This window comes from Robiginitomaculum antarcticum DSM 21748 (assembly GCF_000365025.1).
In the GTDB taxonomy this organism is placed as follows: Bacteria; Pseudomonadota; Alphaproteobacteria; order Caulobacterales; family Maricaulaceae; genus Robiginitomaculum; species Robiginitomaculum antarcticum.
Genome location: NZ_KB823013.1, coordinates 451,407 through 468,218 on the forward strand (window position 1 = coordinate 451,407; position 16,812 = coordinate 468,218).

The window sequence follows — 16,812 nt, forward strand, 5'->3', positions numbered from 1 at the left end:
CCTGTAGGCTTCGATTAATTGATTATTGAATCGCTACAATAAGGGTAGTCCATGTCACCGGATGATATTTTCGCGGCCCATATGTGGCCCTGGCCGGATCCCATGCTCAAGCGTGATCCCATGGGCCGCGTTATATTCGTCAATGCCGCATTTTTACAGCTTTACGGCGGACGTATAGAAAATTGGACCGGTCATCCTGTACAGGGATGGCCTGTGCCTAACGCCCAAGGCATGCCATACCGGTTTGAAACCCGCGCCGGACAGGGCGAAAATGAAATTATCTATGATTGGGTTGAAACCACATTATCCGATGGTAATGCGATTGCTTTGGCCCGTGATGTAACCGTGTTTCATCAACAGGCCGCATCTGTGCTGGTCAATACTGCACCGCCCGCAGCCGAGCCTGTTGCGCCTCCGCCGCAAGCCAGCGCACAAGTTCAGCCTGAGGCTCAATTTCAGCCGCCGGCAGCTGTGCAGGCCCCTGCCGCGCCTGAGCAGACGCATTTCAATTCACCGCCGCAGACGGAGCCCGCACCTGCGCAGCCTCAACATAATCCACCTTCTGAGCCGGCACCTGAACCTGCAGCGCCTCCGGTGGAGATTCCCGCGCCGCAGCCTGACCCTGTCGACCCACCGCAACCCGCGCCAGAACCTGCTACGCCGCCACAAGCGGCATTTACAGCGCCGCCACCTGCCGCGCCGGAACCTGAACCGAAACGTGAATTTGAGCGCCGCACATTACCTGTCGAAGACGGCGACGCTGTTTTAGGTTCAAATTGGCGCGATGCCGTGATTGCCAAAGCCATTGGCGCATCAGACGCGCCTGTCGAAGTTACGCCGGCCAGCGCGCCGGCCCCGCAAAACTATGACCAGCCCGTCACGACCACCGGCGAAGGTTTGAAAATCCTGCTGGCCGAAGACAATGCCATCAACGCTCTGCTCACCCGGACATTGCTGGAAGCCGAGGGCTGCAGCGTTGAAACGGTCGAAGACGGTCTTGAAGCGGTCGCGGCCATGGAAAGCGGGCGTTATGATCTCATATTTATGGATATGCGCATGCCCAATATGGACGGACTTGAGGCGACTCGTAAAATCCGTGCCATGGGGACGCAAGCCTCGAAATTACCGATTATTGCACTGACTGCCAATGCATTTGATGATGACCGCAATGCCTGTTTTGACAGTGGCATGAACGATTTTATGACCAAGCCGGTTAGCGCTGACGAACTGGCCAATATGGTGCAAACATGGACTAAAAAACGTGACGAGCAACAATCCAGCGCGGCATAGCCGACGCTATCCGGCCGTCTCTTTCGGGTGACGTGACAGTCTGATCCATTCTATCAAAGCCAGCACGGCGGCGACCGCGCCCAGACCCGCGCAGACGATGAACGCTGTGGCAAACCCCTGAGTTTCAATAATCTCTCCGATGGTCGGACGACCCAATACGCCGAGCAGCATAATTAAAGAAACAAGCAGCGCATATTGAACCGCAGCGTATTCCTTATTCACGATAGACGAAAGATAAGCCACAGATGCTGCGCTGGCGAGTCCCACTGCGAGGTTTTCAGCGAAGATAACCGAGGTGAGCCGCGCCATGCGCAGATCGAGGCTAAAGAGCGCAAACACATCATCAATGTGTAAAAACCCCAGCACAGAGTCTGTAAACCGCGCGTCCAGCGCCAGATCGGCAAAGAGGAGATTGGTAATGGCGGCGAGAACCGCGCCGAAAAAGAAAACCGGCATGCGGCCAAATCTAAGCATGGCCAACCCGCCCAAGGCGATCCCGACAATCGTGGCGATAACGCCCATAAATTTGGACGCAAAACCGACCTCGGTCAGAGTGTGACCCAGCGCGCCATAATTTTCGCCAAGATAAAAGGGATAGGCAAAGCCGCCCCAAATCAGGTCGGTAAAGCGGTAGGACAACACGACCATAAGCACTAATACCGCGACCCAGCGCAGACGCGAGATGAGCTCCATCATCGGCTCTAATATAGCGCGGTATAAAATATCCGTGACGCTACTCTTTGCGACAACAGGGCCGGAGATATCTGTAGAATTGCGTCCATTCATCCAGACCAAGACTGCGCTGACAATGCCTAGCCAGATAACAGTCGACAGGATAACAAACGGCCCTTGCATACGGATAAAGGTACTGGCCTTATGGTTTTCAGGATCCGTCAGCGCACCGAACATAAAATCTCCGATGAGGTAGAATCCGATAACCCAACCTGCGAGAGTCAGCCATGTGCCTATGCGCCGCTGGCGTGCTGACAGGCGGCCGCCCTGACGGATAAATGTCGCCGTTTTTTCACCGGACGCCGTGAGCGGCGTGCGCGAGGCCAAGGCCACACCCCCGAGGCAGAGCGCCATAACCAGCGCCAATCCAAAAAATGTCAGCCGCCAGCCAATATGGTCGGCCAGAATAAGCGCCACAAACCCGGCGACCCATGAGGCGATTCTGTAACCGAATTGCTCCACGCTGGACAAAATATCCAAATGCTGGTCGTCGCGGGCAATCTCGATTCGCCACGCCGCAACAACGATATCAAGACTGGCAGAGGCTACCGCAATTAAAATGCTGACAATCCCGATAAAGGCTAAATTGGCGGCAGGATTGGAGAGCGCGAGAACCAGGAGTCCGGCAGAAACCAGAAGCATAAAAACGCTCATCCAGAAGCGGCGTGGCCCGACCCCTAGATTAAACGGTGTCCGGTGACTTTGCAGAGCAGCGGCCCACATGAACTTAAACGCATAGGCCAGTAGCGCCCAGGAGAGTAGGCCAATGGCAACGGGCTTAACGCCAACGGTGGTCAGCCAGGCATTAAGCGTGCCGCCGACAGCGGCGTAAGGAAGCCCCGACGCCAATCCTAAAATCAGCATGGCCAAGACCTGCCGGTCTTTTAGCGCCGCACTTAAGGCCATGCGCGTTGAAACTTTGGCCATGTCAATCTCCCTTATCGGCCTCACGCCTAAATTGACCCCGCAAATTTATCAAGATTATTCGCGCAACAGCCCCTTGCGCTTTGACAGCGAACTGGCCAATTTGCGCGATATGACCGCGCCCGCTACATCATCCAAAAGATCGTCCAAAAAGGCAAAATCAGTCGGGCCGACGCCGATGATGAAGCAGTTTTTGGCGATTAAGGCCGAAGCCGGACCGGAGGTGTTGCTGTTCTACCGTATGGGCGATTTTTACGAGCTGTTCTTTGAAGACGCCGTGCGCGCCGCCGCCGCGCTGGACATTGCGCTGACCAAACGCGGCAAGCATGAAGGTCAGGACATCGCCATGTGCGGGGTGCCGGTTCACGCCGCCGAAACCTATCTTCAAAAGCTTATTCGGTCAGGCTTTCGCGTCGCAGTATGCGAGCAGACCGAAGATCCGGCCGAGGCGAAAAAGCGCGGCAGTAAATCCGTTGTGCGCCGCGAGATTGTGCGTCTGGTCACCCCCGGCACCCTAACCGAAGATAGCCTGCTGGATGCGCGCGGGAGCAATTTTATTGCTGCGCTGGCCGTCACAGCGGCGGGGGACGTTGCGCTCAGCTGGGCCGATATTTCCGACGGTCAGTTTTCCATATTGGCGACAAGCCTGGACGATCTTCCGGCTTCACTGGCCGCGATCAATCCGCGCGAATTAATCGTGCATGACGGCGCCTATGAAGATCCCCGCCTGCGCCTGATCATTGATAATATCTCCGCCGCGCTGACCCCGCTGCCCACATCACGCTTTTCGGCCAAAGCCGCAGAGCGCGTATTGCGCGACCATTATAATGTTACGGCGCTGGACGCTTATGGCGATTTTTCCAAAGCGGAAATCAGTGCGGGCGGCGTTTTGCTGGATTATCTGCAGCTGACCCAGGCCGGAGACAAAGCCCGCCTTGCTCCGCCTGTGCGGGTTTCACGCGCGCAATATATGGCGATTGACCCGGCCACACGCGCCAGTCTTGAGATCACGCAAAGCAGCCGCGGCGGCAAAGCCGGATCGCTCTTATCGGTGATGGACCGCACTGTGACCGGGCCGGGCGCGCGGCTTTTATCCTATCGTCTGACCCGTCCGCTCACTGATTTAAAAGAGATCAAAGCCCGCCATGACGGCGTTGCTTATTTCCATGACAATCCCGCGATTAGAACGCAAATGCGCGGCGCGCTGGACGGTACGGGCGACCCCGCGCGCAGCTTGTCACGGTTATTATTGGGACGGGGCGGGCCGCGCGACCTGCGCGCCATAGCGGCCGCTCTGCAATGCGGAGAGCAGCTTTGCGCCGATGCCGTTGCCAAAAACTGGCTCGCGCCGCCCGATAATATCGCGGCAGCCTTTGACGCTTTGTCGCTGGCAAAACACCCTGAACTGTCTGGATTTGTCCGCGACTGTATAAAAGCCATTAGCGACAGCGCGCCAATGCTCGCCCGCGACGGGGGCTTTATTAATGCGGGATGGGCGCCGGAGCTGGATCAATTGCGAAGCCTGCGCGATGATAGCCGCAAAATTATCGCAGGCCTTCAGGGCGATTATGCGCGGCAGACTGAAATATCGACGCTAAAAATCAAGCATAATAATGTGCTGGGCTATTTTATCGAAGTCACGCCACGCCATGCCGATACGCTGCTCAGTAAAGGACCGGACAGTCCCTTTATTCACCGCCAGACTCTGGTCTCCGGCGTGCGCTTCACGACGGCAGAGCTGGCGGATCTGGATACCAAAATCGCGGCAGCAGGAGAAAAAGTGCTCGCCATAGAGCAGGACATTTTCAACGGCTTTTGCGACCGGTTAAACCTGATATCGCCTGCCGTGCGGCGAGCGGCGAGCGCCCTCGCGCAACTGGATGTCGATAGCGCGCTGGCGCAATGGGCGATGGAGAGCGGGGCCGTGCGCCCCATCGTCGATGACAGCCTGCGTCTTGAGATCGAGGGCGGGCGGCATCCTGTCGTGGCGGCAAATTTGAAAAGCCGCGGGGAGCCTGACTTTACCCCTAATGATTGCCGCCTTGACGCCTCAGGGCAAAGCGCGCCGCGCCTGACCCTCATCACCGGCCCGAATATGGCGGGTAAGTCGACATTTTTACGCCAGAATGCACTAATCTTTATCCTCGCACAGGCCGGCAGTTTCGTGCCCGCGCGGCGCGCCCATATTGGATTTGCAGACGCGCTGTTCTCGCGCGTTGGCGCGTCGGATGATCTAGCGCGCGGGCGTTCGACCTTTATGGTGGAAATGATCGAAACCGCCGCGATATTAAATCAAGCCGGGCCGCGTAATTTTGTCATTCTGGACGAGATCGGGCGCGGCACAGCGACCTTTGACGGCCTGTCAATTGCCTGGGCGGCGGCGGAGCATTTGCACGCGGTCAATACATGCCGGACATTATTTGCGACGCATTATCACGAGCTGACCGATCTGGTTGAGCGGCTGGAGCATGGCAGCAATGCCAGTCTGCGGGCCAAAGAATGGGATGGCGATCTGGTGTTTTTGCACGACGTTAAGCCCGGCGCGGCGGATAAAAGCTATGGCATCCAAGTCGCCAAGCTGGCCGGTCTTCCGCCCGCCGCCGTCGCGCGCGCGCGCAATGTTTTAGAACGTCTTGAGGCTGAGCATAGCGGATCGGCATCCGATCTGAACGCGCTGCCGCTCTTTACCGCGCCGCCGCCGCCCGCGCGCGCCAAGGCTTCTCCCGTCGAGGCCGCGATTAGCGCTATGGATATTGACAATTTGAGTCCACGTGAAGCACTGGACGTTCTTTACGACCTTAAATCCAAGGCCCGAAAATCATAATGACCCAGAGTCTATCCGAGATTTTAAGCGCGCAGATCGACGCCGAAGATACCGACAATGACAAGCGCGCCTCAGCAATGGCGCTGGCAAAATCATGGCTGGATGACGAAAATGCCCTGACGCGTAACATGTTCGAAATGGGACGTCTGGGCGGTCTGGAAACCGCGCAGAGAATATCGGTCACCCATAGCCAGCTTGTGCAGGCCATATTCGAATTTACAACTTCGCAAATCCTGCCCGTTGCAAATCCGACTAAAGCAGAACGCATAAGTCTCTGCGCTGTGGGTGGATTTGGACGCGGAGAAATGGCGCCGCACTCGGATTTGGATTTACTCTTTATTCAAGCCGACCAGAAACTTTCCGCGTGGAGCGAAAGCGTCACAGAATATATTTTGTACATGTTGTGGGATTTGGGGCTAAAAGTCGGACAAAGCATCCGCACCATTGACCAATGTATTAAGATGGCCAAAGACGATCAGACCGTTTTGACCTCACTCTTGGATATGCGCTATCTGGCGGGGGACGAGGCGCTGGCCGGACGCCTGAAGAAGAAATTTACCCGTGATATTACGCGCGGCAAGGGCCGGCCTTATATCAAAGCGAAACTGGCCGAGCGCGATGAGCGCCATGAGCGCGAAGGCAATTCGCGCTATGTAATTGAGCCCAATGTCAAAGAAGGAAAAGGCGGTCTGCGCGATCTTCATGTACTGTATTGGATAGCGCGGTTTTTGAACAAAGCAGACAAGATAACCGATCCCCAGCGCAGCAAAGATTATGTCGCGCTTGGGTTGTTTGACCATAAATCTGCGACGCGGTTTGCCAGCGCGGCCGATTTTTTATGGCGCACACGCATATACATGCATTATTTATCAGGCCGTCCTACAGAAAAGCTGACCTTTGATTATCAAACGCAGCTGGCGCCGAAAATGGGGCATGCGTCCGGCCCTATCGAAGTTGCGGTCGAGCGCTTTATGCGTGAATATTTTACCAATACCCGCGAGGTCGGGGCGCTGACCCGGATTGCCTGCGCCAAGCTGGAGCATGATCACCGCATCAATCTTCCGGTTGGGTTGGACCGGTTCCTGCCGCGTGGCCGCCGCATTAACCGTGAAAACGGTTTTACTATTGATCATGGGCGCCTGAATTTTGAAGACCCCATGCAGATTAAAGAGCGGCCTGATCTTATCTTGCATCTATTCCGCCTCGCCGGAAAAAATAATCTAGACATTCATCCCGACGCGGTATCGGCGATTAATTTTCGCCGTAATTTAATCGACAATGCTTTTCGCAAAGACCCTGATAACGCGCAGATATTTTTAGATACACTTCTGGAGTCCAAAGCGCCGGGAGCGGTCATGAGGGTGATGAATGATGCGGGCATTCTGGGCCGGTATCTGATTGAATTTGGCGGCATCGTCGCGCGCACACAATTTAACATGCATCATGCCTATACGGTGGATGAGCATACGATCGGACTTGTCCGCTATTTCCATGATCTGGAGACCGGGCAGCTCTCGCGTGATAATCCGGTCGCGACGGAATTTGTGGCCCGGTTTACGACGTCGCAGCGCCGAATTTTATATCTGACCTGCCTGCTCCATGACACCGGCAAGGGCGTGGGCGATCAATGCGTCGAGGGCGCGCGCCTGTCGCGGCGCGCCTGCGCGCGGCTGGGTCTGGATCCGTCCGAGATTGAAACCATTAGCTGGCTGATACGCCGTCATTTGGAATTTAGCGAAACCGCGCAGCGCCGCGACATTTCTGACCCGGCAACCATAGCCGAATTTGCAAAAATGATAGGATCGCTGGAGCGGTTGCAGCTGTTAATGGCGCTGACCATTGTCGATATCCGCGCCGTCGGGCCGGGCATATGGAATGACTGGAAAGGAACGCTTTTACGCGAGCTTTACGCCAATACTGCGGCTTATCTGGACGATAAGCCCAATCTTGCGCCGCAAAGCCGCGCCGAGGCGGGGCGGCAAAATCTGTTTGAACGTCTGCCGGACGGACTGGCAGAGCATGCGCGCGAGCCCATGATGGCCCTGCCGGATAGTTACTGGCTGTCCAATAATCTGACGGAGCAAACCCGTCATGCGCGTTTTTTCGCCGCTATGATCGAGGACGGCATGACCACAGCCGTACGCACCCGCCTTGATAAGCGCCGCGATATTACGGAGCTGTGGGTCGCGGGCGCGGACAGGCCCGGACTATTTTCCGATCTGACCGAAGCAATTTGCTCTGTCGGCGCCTCCGTCGTCGGGGCGCATCTCTTTACAGGCCGCGCCGGTCAAGTTTTCGATATTTTCTATCTGCAAAATAATGATAATCTTGCCTTCGGACGCAGTTCTGCTCATGTCTTGGATACGCTGATCCGGCGCGCGCGCTCTGCCGCTCTGGGCGAGGCTGAAAATCTGACTGTTCCCGCCTACCGCCCCTCACGACGCGCCAGTGCCATACCAATTAAGCCCGCCGTGCGCGTCCTGCGCGAACGTAAGAAAGGCGAAGCTGAACGCATATTGATCGAGGTTGAAGGCCGTGACCGCCCGGGCCTTCTGCATGTGCTGGCAAAAATATTTGCCGACCATAATGCCGCCATTTTATCCGCTCACATCGAGGTGGTAGGGGTAATGGCCGTGGACACATTTTATATCAGATCCGAGAATTTTGCCCTCGCTTTTGACAAGGCCCGCATGACCGCTCTGACCAAAGACTTGCGCAAATCCCTGAACATTAAAGCGGTCGCTATCTCATGACCCTGCTGCGCTCGACCGCAATTATCGGATTTTTTACGCTGGTCAGCCGTATATTAGGCATGGCGCGCGATATTTTAATTGCGCGATTTCTTGGCGCAGGCCCGGTCACCGATGCGCTGTTTACAGCCTTTCGCCTGCCTAATCTGTTTCGACGCGTCTTTGCCGAAGGCGCATTTAACGCCGCCTTTGTTCCGCTTTATGCGCGCCGGCTGGAAGAGCGCGGTCAGGACGCCGCCAATGATCTGGCGCGCGAGGCGCTGTCTGTTCTGCTCGTCGCGGTGGCGGTCATTGTTGTTATATTCGAGCTGACCATGCCCGTCGCCATGAACCTGCTCGGCGCGGGATTGGACCGCGCGCCTACTGCCGGTGACAGCCTTGGCGCGCTCTCGCCTTATGATCTGGCTGTGCTCTACGCACAGATTACAATGCCCTATTTATTATTCATGTCAGTCGCGGCGTTATTTTCTGGCATACTCAATACCAAACACTATTTCGCGATGGCCGCCGCGGCGCCCATAGCGCTCAATATCGCTCTGCTCGGCGTCTTGCTATCCGCGCCCAGCGCGCAATGGAGCGCGCGCCAGATCGGGCTTTACCTCTGCGTCGCTATGAGCCTGTCCGGTATAGTGCAGGTCGCCATGGTTGTTTGGGGGTGCCGCCGCGCGGGAGTTGTGGTGGGCCTTCGCCGTCCGCGTATGACGCCGGGCGTGAAGCGCCTGTTGACATTGGGCGTACCCGGCGCGCTGGCCGCCGGAATTACGCAGATTAATTTAATGGTCAGCCATAATATCGCCACCACGCAGGCAAGCGCGCCCAGCTGGCTCAATTATGCGGATCGTCTGTATCAGCTGCCTTTAGGCATGATCGGCATTGCGATGGGCGTAGCGCTGCTTCCCGCCATGACGCGCAGCCTGCGCAGCGGTAATCCAAATGGGGCCATGCGCGCCATGAACCGCGCCATAGAAATGTCCATGGCGCTCACCCTGCCCGCAGCCTTCGCGCTGGCTGTCATGCCGACATTACTTGTCGCGGGACTGTTTCAAAGCGGGGCGTTTGACGCCGCAGATACGGTGCAAACGGCCAAGGCGCTACAAATGTTTGCGCTCGGCCTGCCCGCATTTGTCCTGATTAAAATTCTGACACCTGCCTTTTTCTCTCGCGAAAACACCAAATCCCCGATGATCTATGCCGGCGTCAGCGCGGTGGTAAATATGGTGTTCGGCGCGGCGCTGTTTTTTACTATCGGCTTTTACGGTCTGGCGCTGGCCACCACGATTGCGGCCTGGGTCAATGTTGCGCTGCTTTACCGCTCTTTGCATAAGTCTAAACATTATGTACCGGACGCGCAGCTTTTAAAACGGCTGCCGCGGCTGATACTGGCCAGCGCGGTCATGGGCGCAGCCATTTGGGTGTTGGCGCAGCGGGCCGAGCCGATACTAACCGAGCGGTTCAGCATAGATATTTTTATTCTTCTGGCTGTGTCGACGGCGGGTATTATCATTTACGCCATTGCGGCGCTGGCGCTGCGCGCGGTCAACGGGACTGAAATGCTTGCGGCGCTGGGCCGAAAATAGAGCGCAGGAAATAGGGCTGCGCCAATAGCACGCTGTTGCCTCTGATGCGCAGCGCGGTATAAGCGCGGCCTAAATTGAGACAAACTTATGAGCAAAACTTCCCACACACCGCGCGTCTTTTCCGGTGTCCAGCCCTCTGGCGCGATGCATTTGGGCAATTATCTGGGCGCGTTAAAGAAATTTGCAATTTTGCAGCATGAACATGAATGCCTGTATTGCATTGTCGATCTGCACGCCATCACGGTTTGGCAGGATCCAACGGTGCTCAAACAGCAGACCCGAGAGATCGCGGCAGCTTATTTGGCTTCCGGCGTCGATCCGAAAAAAGCGATTATCTACCCCCAATCGAACGTTCGCGCCCATACTGAGCTGGCCTGGTATTTCAATTGCGTGGCGCGCACCGGATGGGTGAACCGCATGACCCAGTTCAAAGACAAAGCCGGAAAAAATACGGAACGCGCCTCTGTCGGACTTTATACCTATCCCGTCTTGCAGGCCGCCGATATTCTGGCCTTCAAAGCCACACATGTTCCGGTCGGAGAAGACCAAAAACAGCATCTGGAATTATCGCGCGATATTGCGCAAAAGTTCAATAATGATTTTAATGTCCCGGATTTTTTTCCGCTTCCCGAAGCATTAACCCAAGGACCTGGCGCGCGCGTTATGTCATTGCGGGACGGCACGGCCAAAATGAGCAAATCCGATCCGTCGGATAATTCGCGCATCAACTTGACCGATAATGCGGATATAATCGTCAAGAAATTCAAAAAAGCTAAAACCGATATGGGCGTCATGCCTGCGCCCGGTGAGGATCTATCAGAGCGTCCCGAGGTTGATAATCTGATCAGTATTTATTCGGCTTTGTCGGAAATGAACCGCAAACAGGTTGTTGCGCAATTTGAGGGTCAGGGCTTTGGCGTGTTTAAACCTGCACTGGCGGATCTGGCGGTGGAAAAACTGGCGCCGATTACGCTGTTGATGAGTCGTTACTTATCTGACCCTGATGAGATTGACCGTATTCTTTTGGCTGGCGCGGAAAAAGCGGCCGAAATATCTGAACCGATTATGCGTGATGTCCGTAAAATTATCGGATTTTTGGGAGCGTAGCTATGATCAATAAACGCGTCTTTATAATCGCCATCGCCGCAAGCGCTATATTGGCGGGTTGCACCAAACCCGCTCTGACCCCGGCGCAAAATGACGCCGGGCAATTGACCCAGCTCTCCATCAGCCAGCCCTATATTATTCCGCCCTTTCCGGGTCGCGACACAGCGCTGGCCGGATTTAAAATCACCAATATCGGTGACACAGCTGACAGGCTGTTATTCATAAGCAGTCCGGTCAGTGAGCGCATCGAAACCCATACCCATATCGAAGATGGCGGCGTGATGAAAATGCGCCGCGTCGAAGGCGGGCTGGAAATCAAGCCCGGACAGAGCCTTACATTAAAGCGCGGCGCAGATCATATTATGGTTTTTGAAACCACGATTGCCGCAGATACCGACACCGTTCCGTTAACGCTTCAATTTGAAGTCGCCGGAGATATTACAGTTCAGGCGAAGGTGCGCCATGAAGGCGATATGCCTGATCTGGATTAAAGGCCTAAGTCTAAAATCGCATTCTCGACAGTTTCAATGCGCATAATGCCCGCAGGATGACTGTCCGATTCGGGCGAAGTTTCAAATCCCATACGGCGTAAAAAAGGCGGTACGGCGCGCGGCGAAAATCCGCTGCGGTGCATGACTGCCACCGCGACCCGGTCGGCCTCGATCTCGGCCTGCGGATATGATCCCGCAGCCATATTGTGACCCAGAATATCATGGGCCAGTTCGTGAGCAATTAAAAACGCGGTCTCATCTTTGGAGAGCGCCAGAACGGCCCCGTCATAGACATAGATAAATTGCCCTTCCGTATGGGCGTTGGCCGCCGCCCCGTGAAGCAGCCTGATTTGCTGCGCGCAAATATCAAAGGCCGGCTCATCGGTAAAATCAATGGTTTGAGTCCTGGAGCAATAAGGCGCATTGGCGCGAAAGACCGGCGCGGCGATAGAGATCGCTTTAGCGCGCGCCTCGGCGAACATTGTCTCTGCGCTGTCAAATATGCCTGTCTGAACGGGGGCAGTGGAGGTTGCGCAGGCCGATAACATCAGCACCGCAAACCCATATAAGCGGCTCAATTTCACGGCTTTCGCTCCGGTAAGAGCGGCGCGCCTGCTTTGATCTTATCCTCAATTTCGGCAATTGCGCCGGACAGGCGCACATAGCGCTCCGGTGTTGTCGGATGGCTGCGCGCGCGGTCCAGCGCGCGGATAGAACGCAGCCCCATGCGCCGCCAAATGTCCGGCGCTTTGGAAATATCAAACCCTGCGCGGGCGGCATAGTAAAGCCCGACATAATCCGCTTCGCTTTCATATTGCCGCGAAAATACGCCCGTGCCTAAACCGGCAATACGGGCAGTGACAATTTTAACCACATGGCCTTCAGTATTATGGGCCAGTTCATGGCCGATAATTATGGCCAGTTCATCGTCGTCGGTAAAATCCATCATCCCCGTCGTGATACGGATGGCGCGCCCTGTGGCATAGGCATTGACGGCGGGGCTATATTCCAATGTCACCGGATAGCGGCAGGCGGACACGGTTTGAGGCATTATACGCTGCCCGCCGATAAAGATTTCTCCGTCAAAGTCCTTGTCATAAACCGAGAGCGGCTCGCCCTTGGCGTCAAGAAGCACGTCGCCGCGCTCTATGCTCTGCGCCATAGAAAACAGAACGCGCGGGTCTTTATCAAACCCTTGGGTTTCTGCATAATCGCGCAAAGGTTTAGGGAAGCTTTTCACCGTGACCGTCTGCACGCCGATATCATTCATCTGGCGGGAACACAGCTCATCATTACGGGTCAGGATTTTGCCGGCGACGCGTTGCAATCGGTCATTCAGCGCAATGTAGCGGTCATAAGCCGCCGCCGTCTGAGTATCTTGCTCGGCCTGTTGCATCTCCGCCGTGCTGGGCGGCAAAATCGTGCCAACGGACAAGCAGCCGGATAAGCACAGTGCAGATATGATGATAAGTCGTCTCATATCACCAGATTAGAAGCCCCGGGGCCGCGGTCAATACAGCGCCGCAGTCTTGCAGCGCGCGCGAAAGAGGCTTATCTGCAATAGTAATGAAAGGCCGCACCATGTTTATACAAACCGAAGATACGCCGAACCCCGCCACACTCAAGTTTTTGCCCGGCAAAGACGTGCTTGGCGCAGGGGCCAGCCCGCGCGAATTTGAACGCAGCGAAGGCGCCAAGGGCGCGCCTCTAGCCGAAATGCTGTTCATGATACCCGGCGTCGGACGGGTTTTTTACGGCTCGGACTTTATTTCTGTGACGAAAACAGATGAGGCCAAATGGCCGCATATCAAGCCCGCCGTTTTAGGCGCGATTATGGATTTCTATGTTGCGGGCGGCGATGTCCTATCCAGTGATATGGCGCCTGCCGCCGCTACGGCGGACATAGACACGCATGAATATGAGGGCGAAACAGCGGAAATCGTGGAGCAGATTAAAGAGATTATAGAGCTGCGCGTGCGGCCGGCCGTTGCACAAGACGGCGGCGATATCGTTTTTCATCATTTCAATGAAGACGATGGCGCAGTGTACCTTGAAATGCGCGGAGCCTGCGCGGGATGCCCAAGTTCAACCCTAACGCTGAAATCCGGTATTGAAAACCTGCTCAAACATTATGTTCCTGAAGTAACCCGCGTGGAACAAGCCGCTTAAACATGCGTGTTCTGGCGCTGGACACAACAGGTCGCGACTGCAGCGCCGCCTTAACTGACGGCGGCGACGTTCTGGGGGCCCGCCGTGAGACGATAGGGCGCGGCCATGCCGAGCGTCTCGGCCCGCAGGTCAAAGACCTGCTGGCCGAGGCTGGAATGTCCGTCTCTGATATAGACCGTATCGCGGTCTGTACCGGCCCGGGCAGTTTTACGGGTCTACGTGTCGCCTTGGCCTTTGCCAAAGGTCTGGCGCTGCCACATAGCATTCCTGTTTTAGGTATATCCGGCCTTTGGGTGCGCGCCGCTATGGCTGACCCTGAGGGCAAAAGCACGGTTTTGACCGCGCAAGGCGTGCGGCGCGGCGAAATTTTTTGGCAGATTTTCAAGCAGGGGCGCCCTATCGGTAAGCCTATCCTGTCAGGCGCGGCGCAAGCAAAAACCGCGCTTGACCAGAATATGATCCTGACAGGCAGCGCGGCGAAGCTCTTTGGCGGACCTGACGAAGAGGATTATGTGGATCCGGTTATCCTGGCCCGTCTGGGTGCGTTGGCGCGCCCGGAGGATTATCCCGCGACGCCGCTCTATCACCGTCCACCTGACGCAAAACTGCCCGGCGGGATTTCACTCTCATGAGCTATTTACCATGAAATGCGCGTCGGCCAAATTGCAGGACATTGCCGCCATCACCCGCATTCATGCCGCCTGTTTTGGAGCCAAAGCCTGGCCGGCAGAAGATTTTGAAGCGGCCTTGAGTGCACCAACGGATAGTTTGACCGTGATCTATGATGATGACTATGTCGCCGGATTTTGTCATATCCGCCAGTCAGACGATAGCGCCGAGATCCTAACATTCGGCGTAGCTCCCGTCTGTCAGGATATGGGCTTTGGGGCGGCGCTGTTGATTGCCGCGCTAGAAACGACGCTTAAAACCGGCGTGGAAGACATTCTGCTTGATGTCCGGCAGGATAACAGGCCCGCCATTTCGCTCTATCGCCGTGCCGGATTTAAACGCGTCGGCAAACGCAAGAATTATTACAAAGACATGGTCGCAGGGCGGCCCGTCTATACCGACGCCCATGTATATAAGAAAATCATGGACTTTACCGCGCAGCGCGAAACGCGTAGAGCTTAGACATGACATCATGGATCGAAAAGAAATGCGTTGAGCATAATATGCGCATGACAGACCAGCGCCGTATCATCGCGCGTGTCTTGTCGGACGCCGAAGATCACCCTGACGCCGAAGAGCTTTATGCCCGCGCGGAAAAATTGGATCCGAATATTTCGCTCGCTACAGTTTACCGCACGGTGCGTTTGTTTGCCGATGCCGGCATTATTGAAACACATGATTTTCGCGATGGCCGCTCGCGCTATGAGCCGGCACATGACGAACATCACGACCATTTGATTGACGTGTCGACGGGCGACGTCATCGAATTCGTCGACGACGAGATTGAAGCGCTGCAAATTAAAATCGCCGAGAAGCTGGGCTATGATCTGGTCGACCACCGCCTCGAGCTTTATGGCAAGCCTAAAAAAAAATAAGGCGTTCATATAGCGCATCAACGCTGCCTTGACCTCACGCGCCTAATCCCCATTTAAGTTTTAAATGATAATAGGGCTAAGACCCTTAGAGGATTTGCATGACTGATTTTTCCCCCCGCGAAATTGTTTCTGAACTGGACAAGCATATTATCGCCCAGAGCGACGCCAAGCGCGCTGTCGCGATTGCCCTGCGCGGACGATGGCGCCGCCGCCGCGTGCCTGTAGAGCTACGCGATGAAATTACGCCGAAAAATATCCTCCTGATCGGGCCAACGGGTGTCGGCAAAACCGAAATATCCCGCCGCCTCGCAAAGCTGGCCAATGCGCCCTTTATCAAGATTGAAGCGACAAAATTTACCGAAGTGGGTTATGTCGGCCGCGATGTCGAGCAGATCGTGCGTGATTTGGTCGAGGCCTCTATCGCCATGACGCGCGAGCTGCGCCGCGAAGATGTACGGGCGCAGGCCGAGCAAAATGCCGAAGACCGCATCATTGACGCGCTGGTTGGCGACACCGCCGGCGAGGCCACCCGCGCCAAATTCCGCTCGCGCCTGCGAAATGGTGAAATGGACGACACAGAGGTGGAGCTAAAACTCGAAGACGCGCCCTCCATGCCGCAATTCGACATCCCCGGACAGCCCGGGGCATCCATGGGAATGATCGATCTGGGCAGCTTGTTCGGGAAAGGCGCGCGGCCAACAAAAACTGTGAAGATGAAAATCGGCGATGCCTATGCACCGCTTCTGGCCGAAGAATCCGATAAGCTACTGGATGATGACGGCATTAAGCGCGAAGCGCTGGAGCGCGCGGAAAATGACGGCATCGTCTTTCTGGACGAGATTGATAAAATTACCACGCGGTCCGATGCGCGCGGCGCGGGCGTATCGCGCGAAGGCGTGCAGCGCGATTTGCTTCCGCTGATTGAAGGCACGACGGTTGCCACGAAACACGGCCCCGTCAAAACCGACCATATACTCTTTATTGCGAGCGGCGCTTTTCATATCGCCAAACCCTCAGACCTTTTGCCTGAACTGCAAGGCCGCCTGCCGATCCGGGTAGAGCTGCGCGCGTTGACCGAAGAAGATTTCGTGCGGATACTCAAAGAGCCGCAAGCCAGCTTGATCAAACAATATGTCGCTCTGATGTTAACCGAAGGTCTGACGCTGGATTTCACGGATGACGGCATTGCCGAAATTGCCCGTCTGTCCGCGCAGATCAATGCGACGGTTGAAAATATCGGCGCGCGGCGCCTACATACGGTAATGGAGCGTCTGCTTGACGAAGTCAGCTACTCGGCTTCTGACCGGGACGGCGAGACCGTCATTATCGACGCGGATTATGTCCGTGACAAAGTCGAAGCTTTGGCCGGCGATACTGATCTGTCCAAATTCATTCTCTAGCGCG

General features: G+C 55.8%; 14 protein-coding genes. 11 read left to right on the plus strand and 3 right to left on the minus strand.

All coding sequences use genetic code 11. The features are described from left to right. Positions 1-51 precede the first annotated feature (51 nt). A complete protein-coding gene (locus H142_RS0111655) occupies positions 52-1,290 on the plus strand; it encodes a response regulator (RefSeq protein WP_017932320.1) in 1,239 nt (412 codons plus the stop codon). A gap of 6 nt (positions 1,291-1,296) precedes the next feature. Here the strand turns inward: H142_RS0111655 and H142_RS0111660 are convergent, their stop codons facing one another. Beyond that, positions 1,297-2,949, minus strand: a complete 1,653-nt coding sequence (locus tag H142_RS0111660; protein WP_017932321.1) for an MFS transporter — start codon at positions 2,947-2,949, stop codon at positions 1,297-1,299. Positions 2,950-3,058: 109 nt separating this feature from the next. Here H142_RS0111660 and mutS point away from each other — a divergent pair, with 109 nt between their 5' ends. From mutS to H142_RS15595, 5 genes are all read left to right on the plus strand, one after another. Further along, entirely contained in the window at positions 3,059-5,770 is a 2,712-nt protein-coding gene (gene mutS, locus H142_RS0111665) for a DNA mismatch repair protein MutS (RefSeq protein WP_026148022.1), read from the plus strand. Continuing rightward, a complete protein-coding gene (locus tag H142_RS15590) occupies positions 5,770-8,523 on the plus strand; it encodes a [protein-PII] uridylyltransferase (protein ID WP_017932323.1) in 2,754 nt (917 codons plus the stop codon). Before mutS ends, H142_RS15590 begins: the two co-directional genes overlap by 1 nt. After that, a complete protein-coding gene (murJ, locus tag H142_RS0111675) occupies positions 8,520-10,097 on the plus strand; it encodes a murein biosynthesis integral membrane protein MurJ (RefSeq protein WP_017932324.1) in 1,578 nt (525 codons plus the stop codon). The genes H142_RS15590 and murJ overlap by 4 nt, the downstream gene beginning before the upstream one ends. An 87-nt stretch (positions 10,098-10,184) precedes the next feature. Continuing rightward, positions 10,185-11,204, plus strand: coding sequence for a tryptophan--tRNA ligase (gene trpS / locus H142_RS0111680; protein WP_017932325.1), 1,020 nt, complete (start codon positions 10,185-10,187; stop codon positions 11,202-11,204). A gap of 2 nt (positions 11,205-11,206) precedes the next feature. Beyond that, the gene (locus H142_RS15595; protein WP_017932326.1) at positions 11,207-11,695 is read left to right on the plus strand and encodes a copper chaperone PCu(A)C; all 489 of its coding nucleotides are present in this window, start codon (positions 11,207-11,209) and stop codon (positions 11,693-11,695) included. Here the strand turns inward: H142_RS15595 and H142_RS0111690 are convergent. Together H142_RS0111690 and H142_RS16435 are read right to left on the minus strand one after the other, a co-directional pair. Further along, positions 11,692-12,273 carry a M48 family metalloprotease gene (locus tag H142_RS0111690; protein ID WP_156812008.1) on the minus strand — a complete coding sequence of 194 codons (582 nt, stop codon included), beginning with the start codon at positions 12,271-12,273 and terminating at the stop codon, positions 11,692-11,694. The two genes, H142_RS15595 and H142_RS0111690, sit on opposite strands and share 4 nt — an antisense overlap. 2 nt (positions 12,274-12,275) lie before the next feature. Further along, positions 12,276-13,175, minus strand: coding sequence for a M48 family metallopeptidase (locus tag H142_RS16435; protein ID WP_017932328.1), 900 nt, complete (start codon positions 13,173-13,175; stop codon positions 12,276-12,278). A 101-nt stretch (positions 13,176-13,276) separates the two neighbouring features. On the opposite strand from H142_RS16435, the gene H142_RS17200 reads away from it, so the two are divergent. From H142_RS17200 to hslU, 5 genes are all read left to right on the plus strand, one after another. After that, a complete protein-coding gene (locus H142_RS17200; RefSeq protein WP_017932330.1) occupies positions 13,277-13,864 on the plus strand; it encodes a NifU family protein in 588 nt (195 codons plus the stop codon). A 2-nt stretch (positions 13,865-13,866) separates the two neighbouring features. Then, on the plus strand, positions 13,867-14,496 hold the full coding sequence (gene tsaB / locus H142_RS0111705) for a tRNA (adenosine(37)-N6)-threonylcarbamoyltransferase complex dimerization subunit type 1 TsaB (RefSeq protein WP_017932331.1): 630 nt from the start codon (positions 13,867-13,869) through the stop codon (positions 14,494-14,496). A gap of 10 nt (positions 14,497-14,506) precedes the next feature. After that, the gene (gene rimI / locus H142_RS15605; RefSeq protein ID WP_017932332.1) at positions 14,507-14,995 is read left to right on the plus strand and encodes a ribosomal protein S18-alanine N-acetyltransferase; all 489 of its coding nucleotides are present in this window, start codon (positions 14,507-14,509) and stop codon (positions 14,993-14,995) included. A 2-nt stretch (positions 14,996-14,997) separates the two neighbouring features. Further along, positions 14,998-15,408, plus strand: coding sequence for a Fur family transcriptional regulator (locus H142_RS0111715; RefSeq protein ID WP_017932333.1), 411 nt, complete (start codon positions 14,998-15,000; stop codon positions 15,406-15,408). A gap of 98 nt (positions 15,409-15,506) precedes the next feature. Next, the gene (gene hslU / locus H142_RS0111720) at positions 15,507-16,808 is read left to right on the plus strand and encodes an ATP-dependent protease ATPase subunit HslU (protein WP_017932334.1); all 1,302 of its coding nucleotides are present in this window, start codon (positions 15,507-15,509) and stop codon (positions 16,806-16,808) included. Positions 16,809-16,812 lie beyond the last annotated feature (4 nt).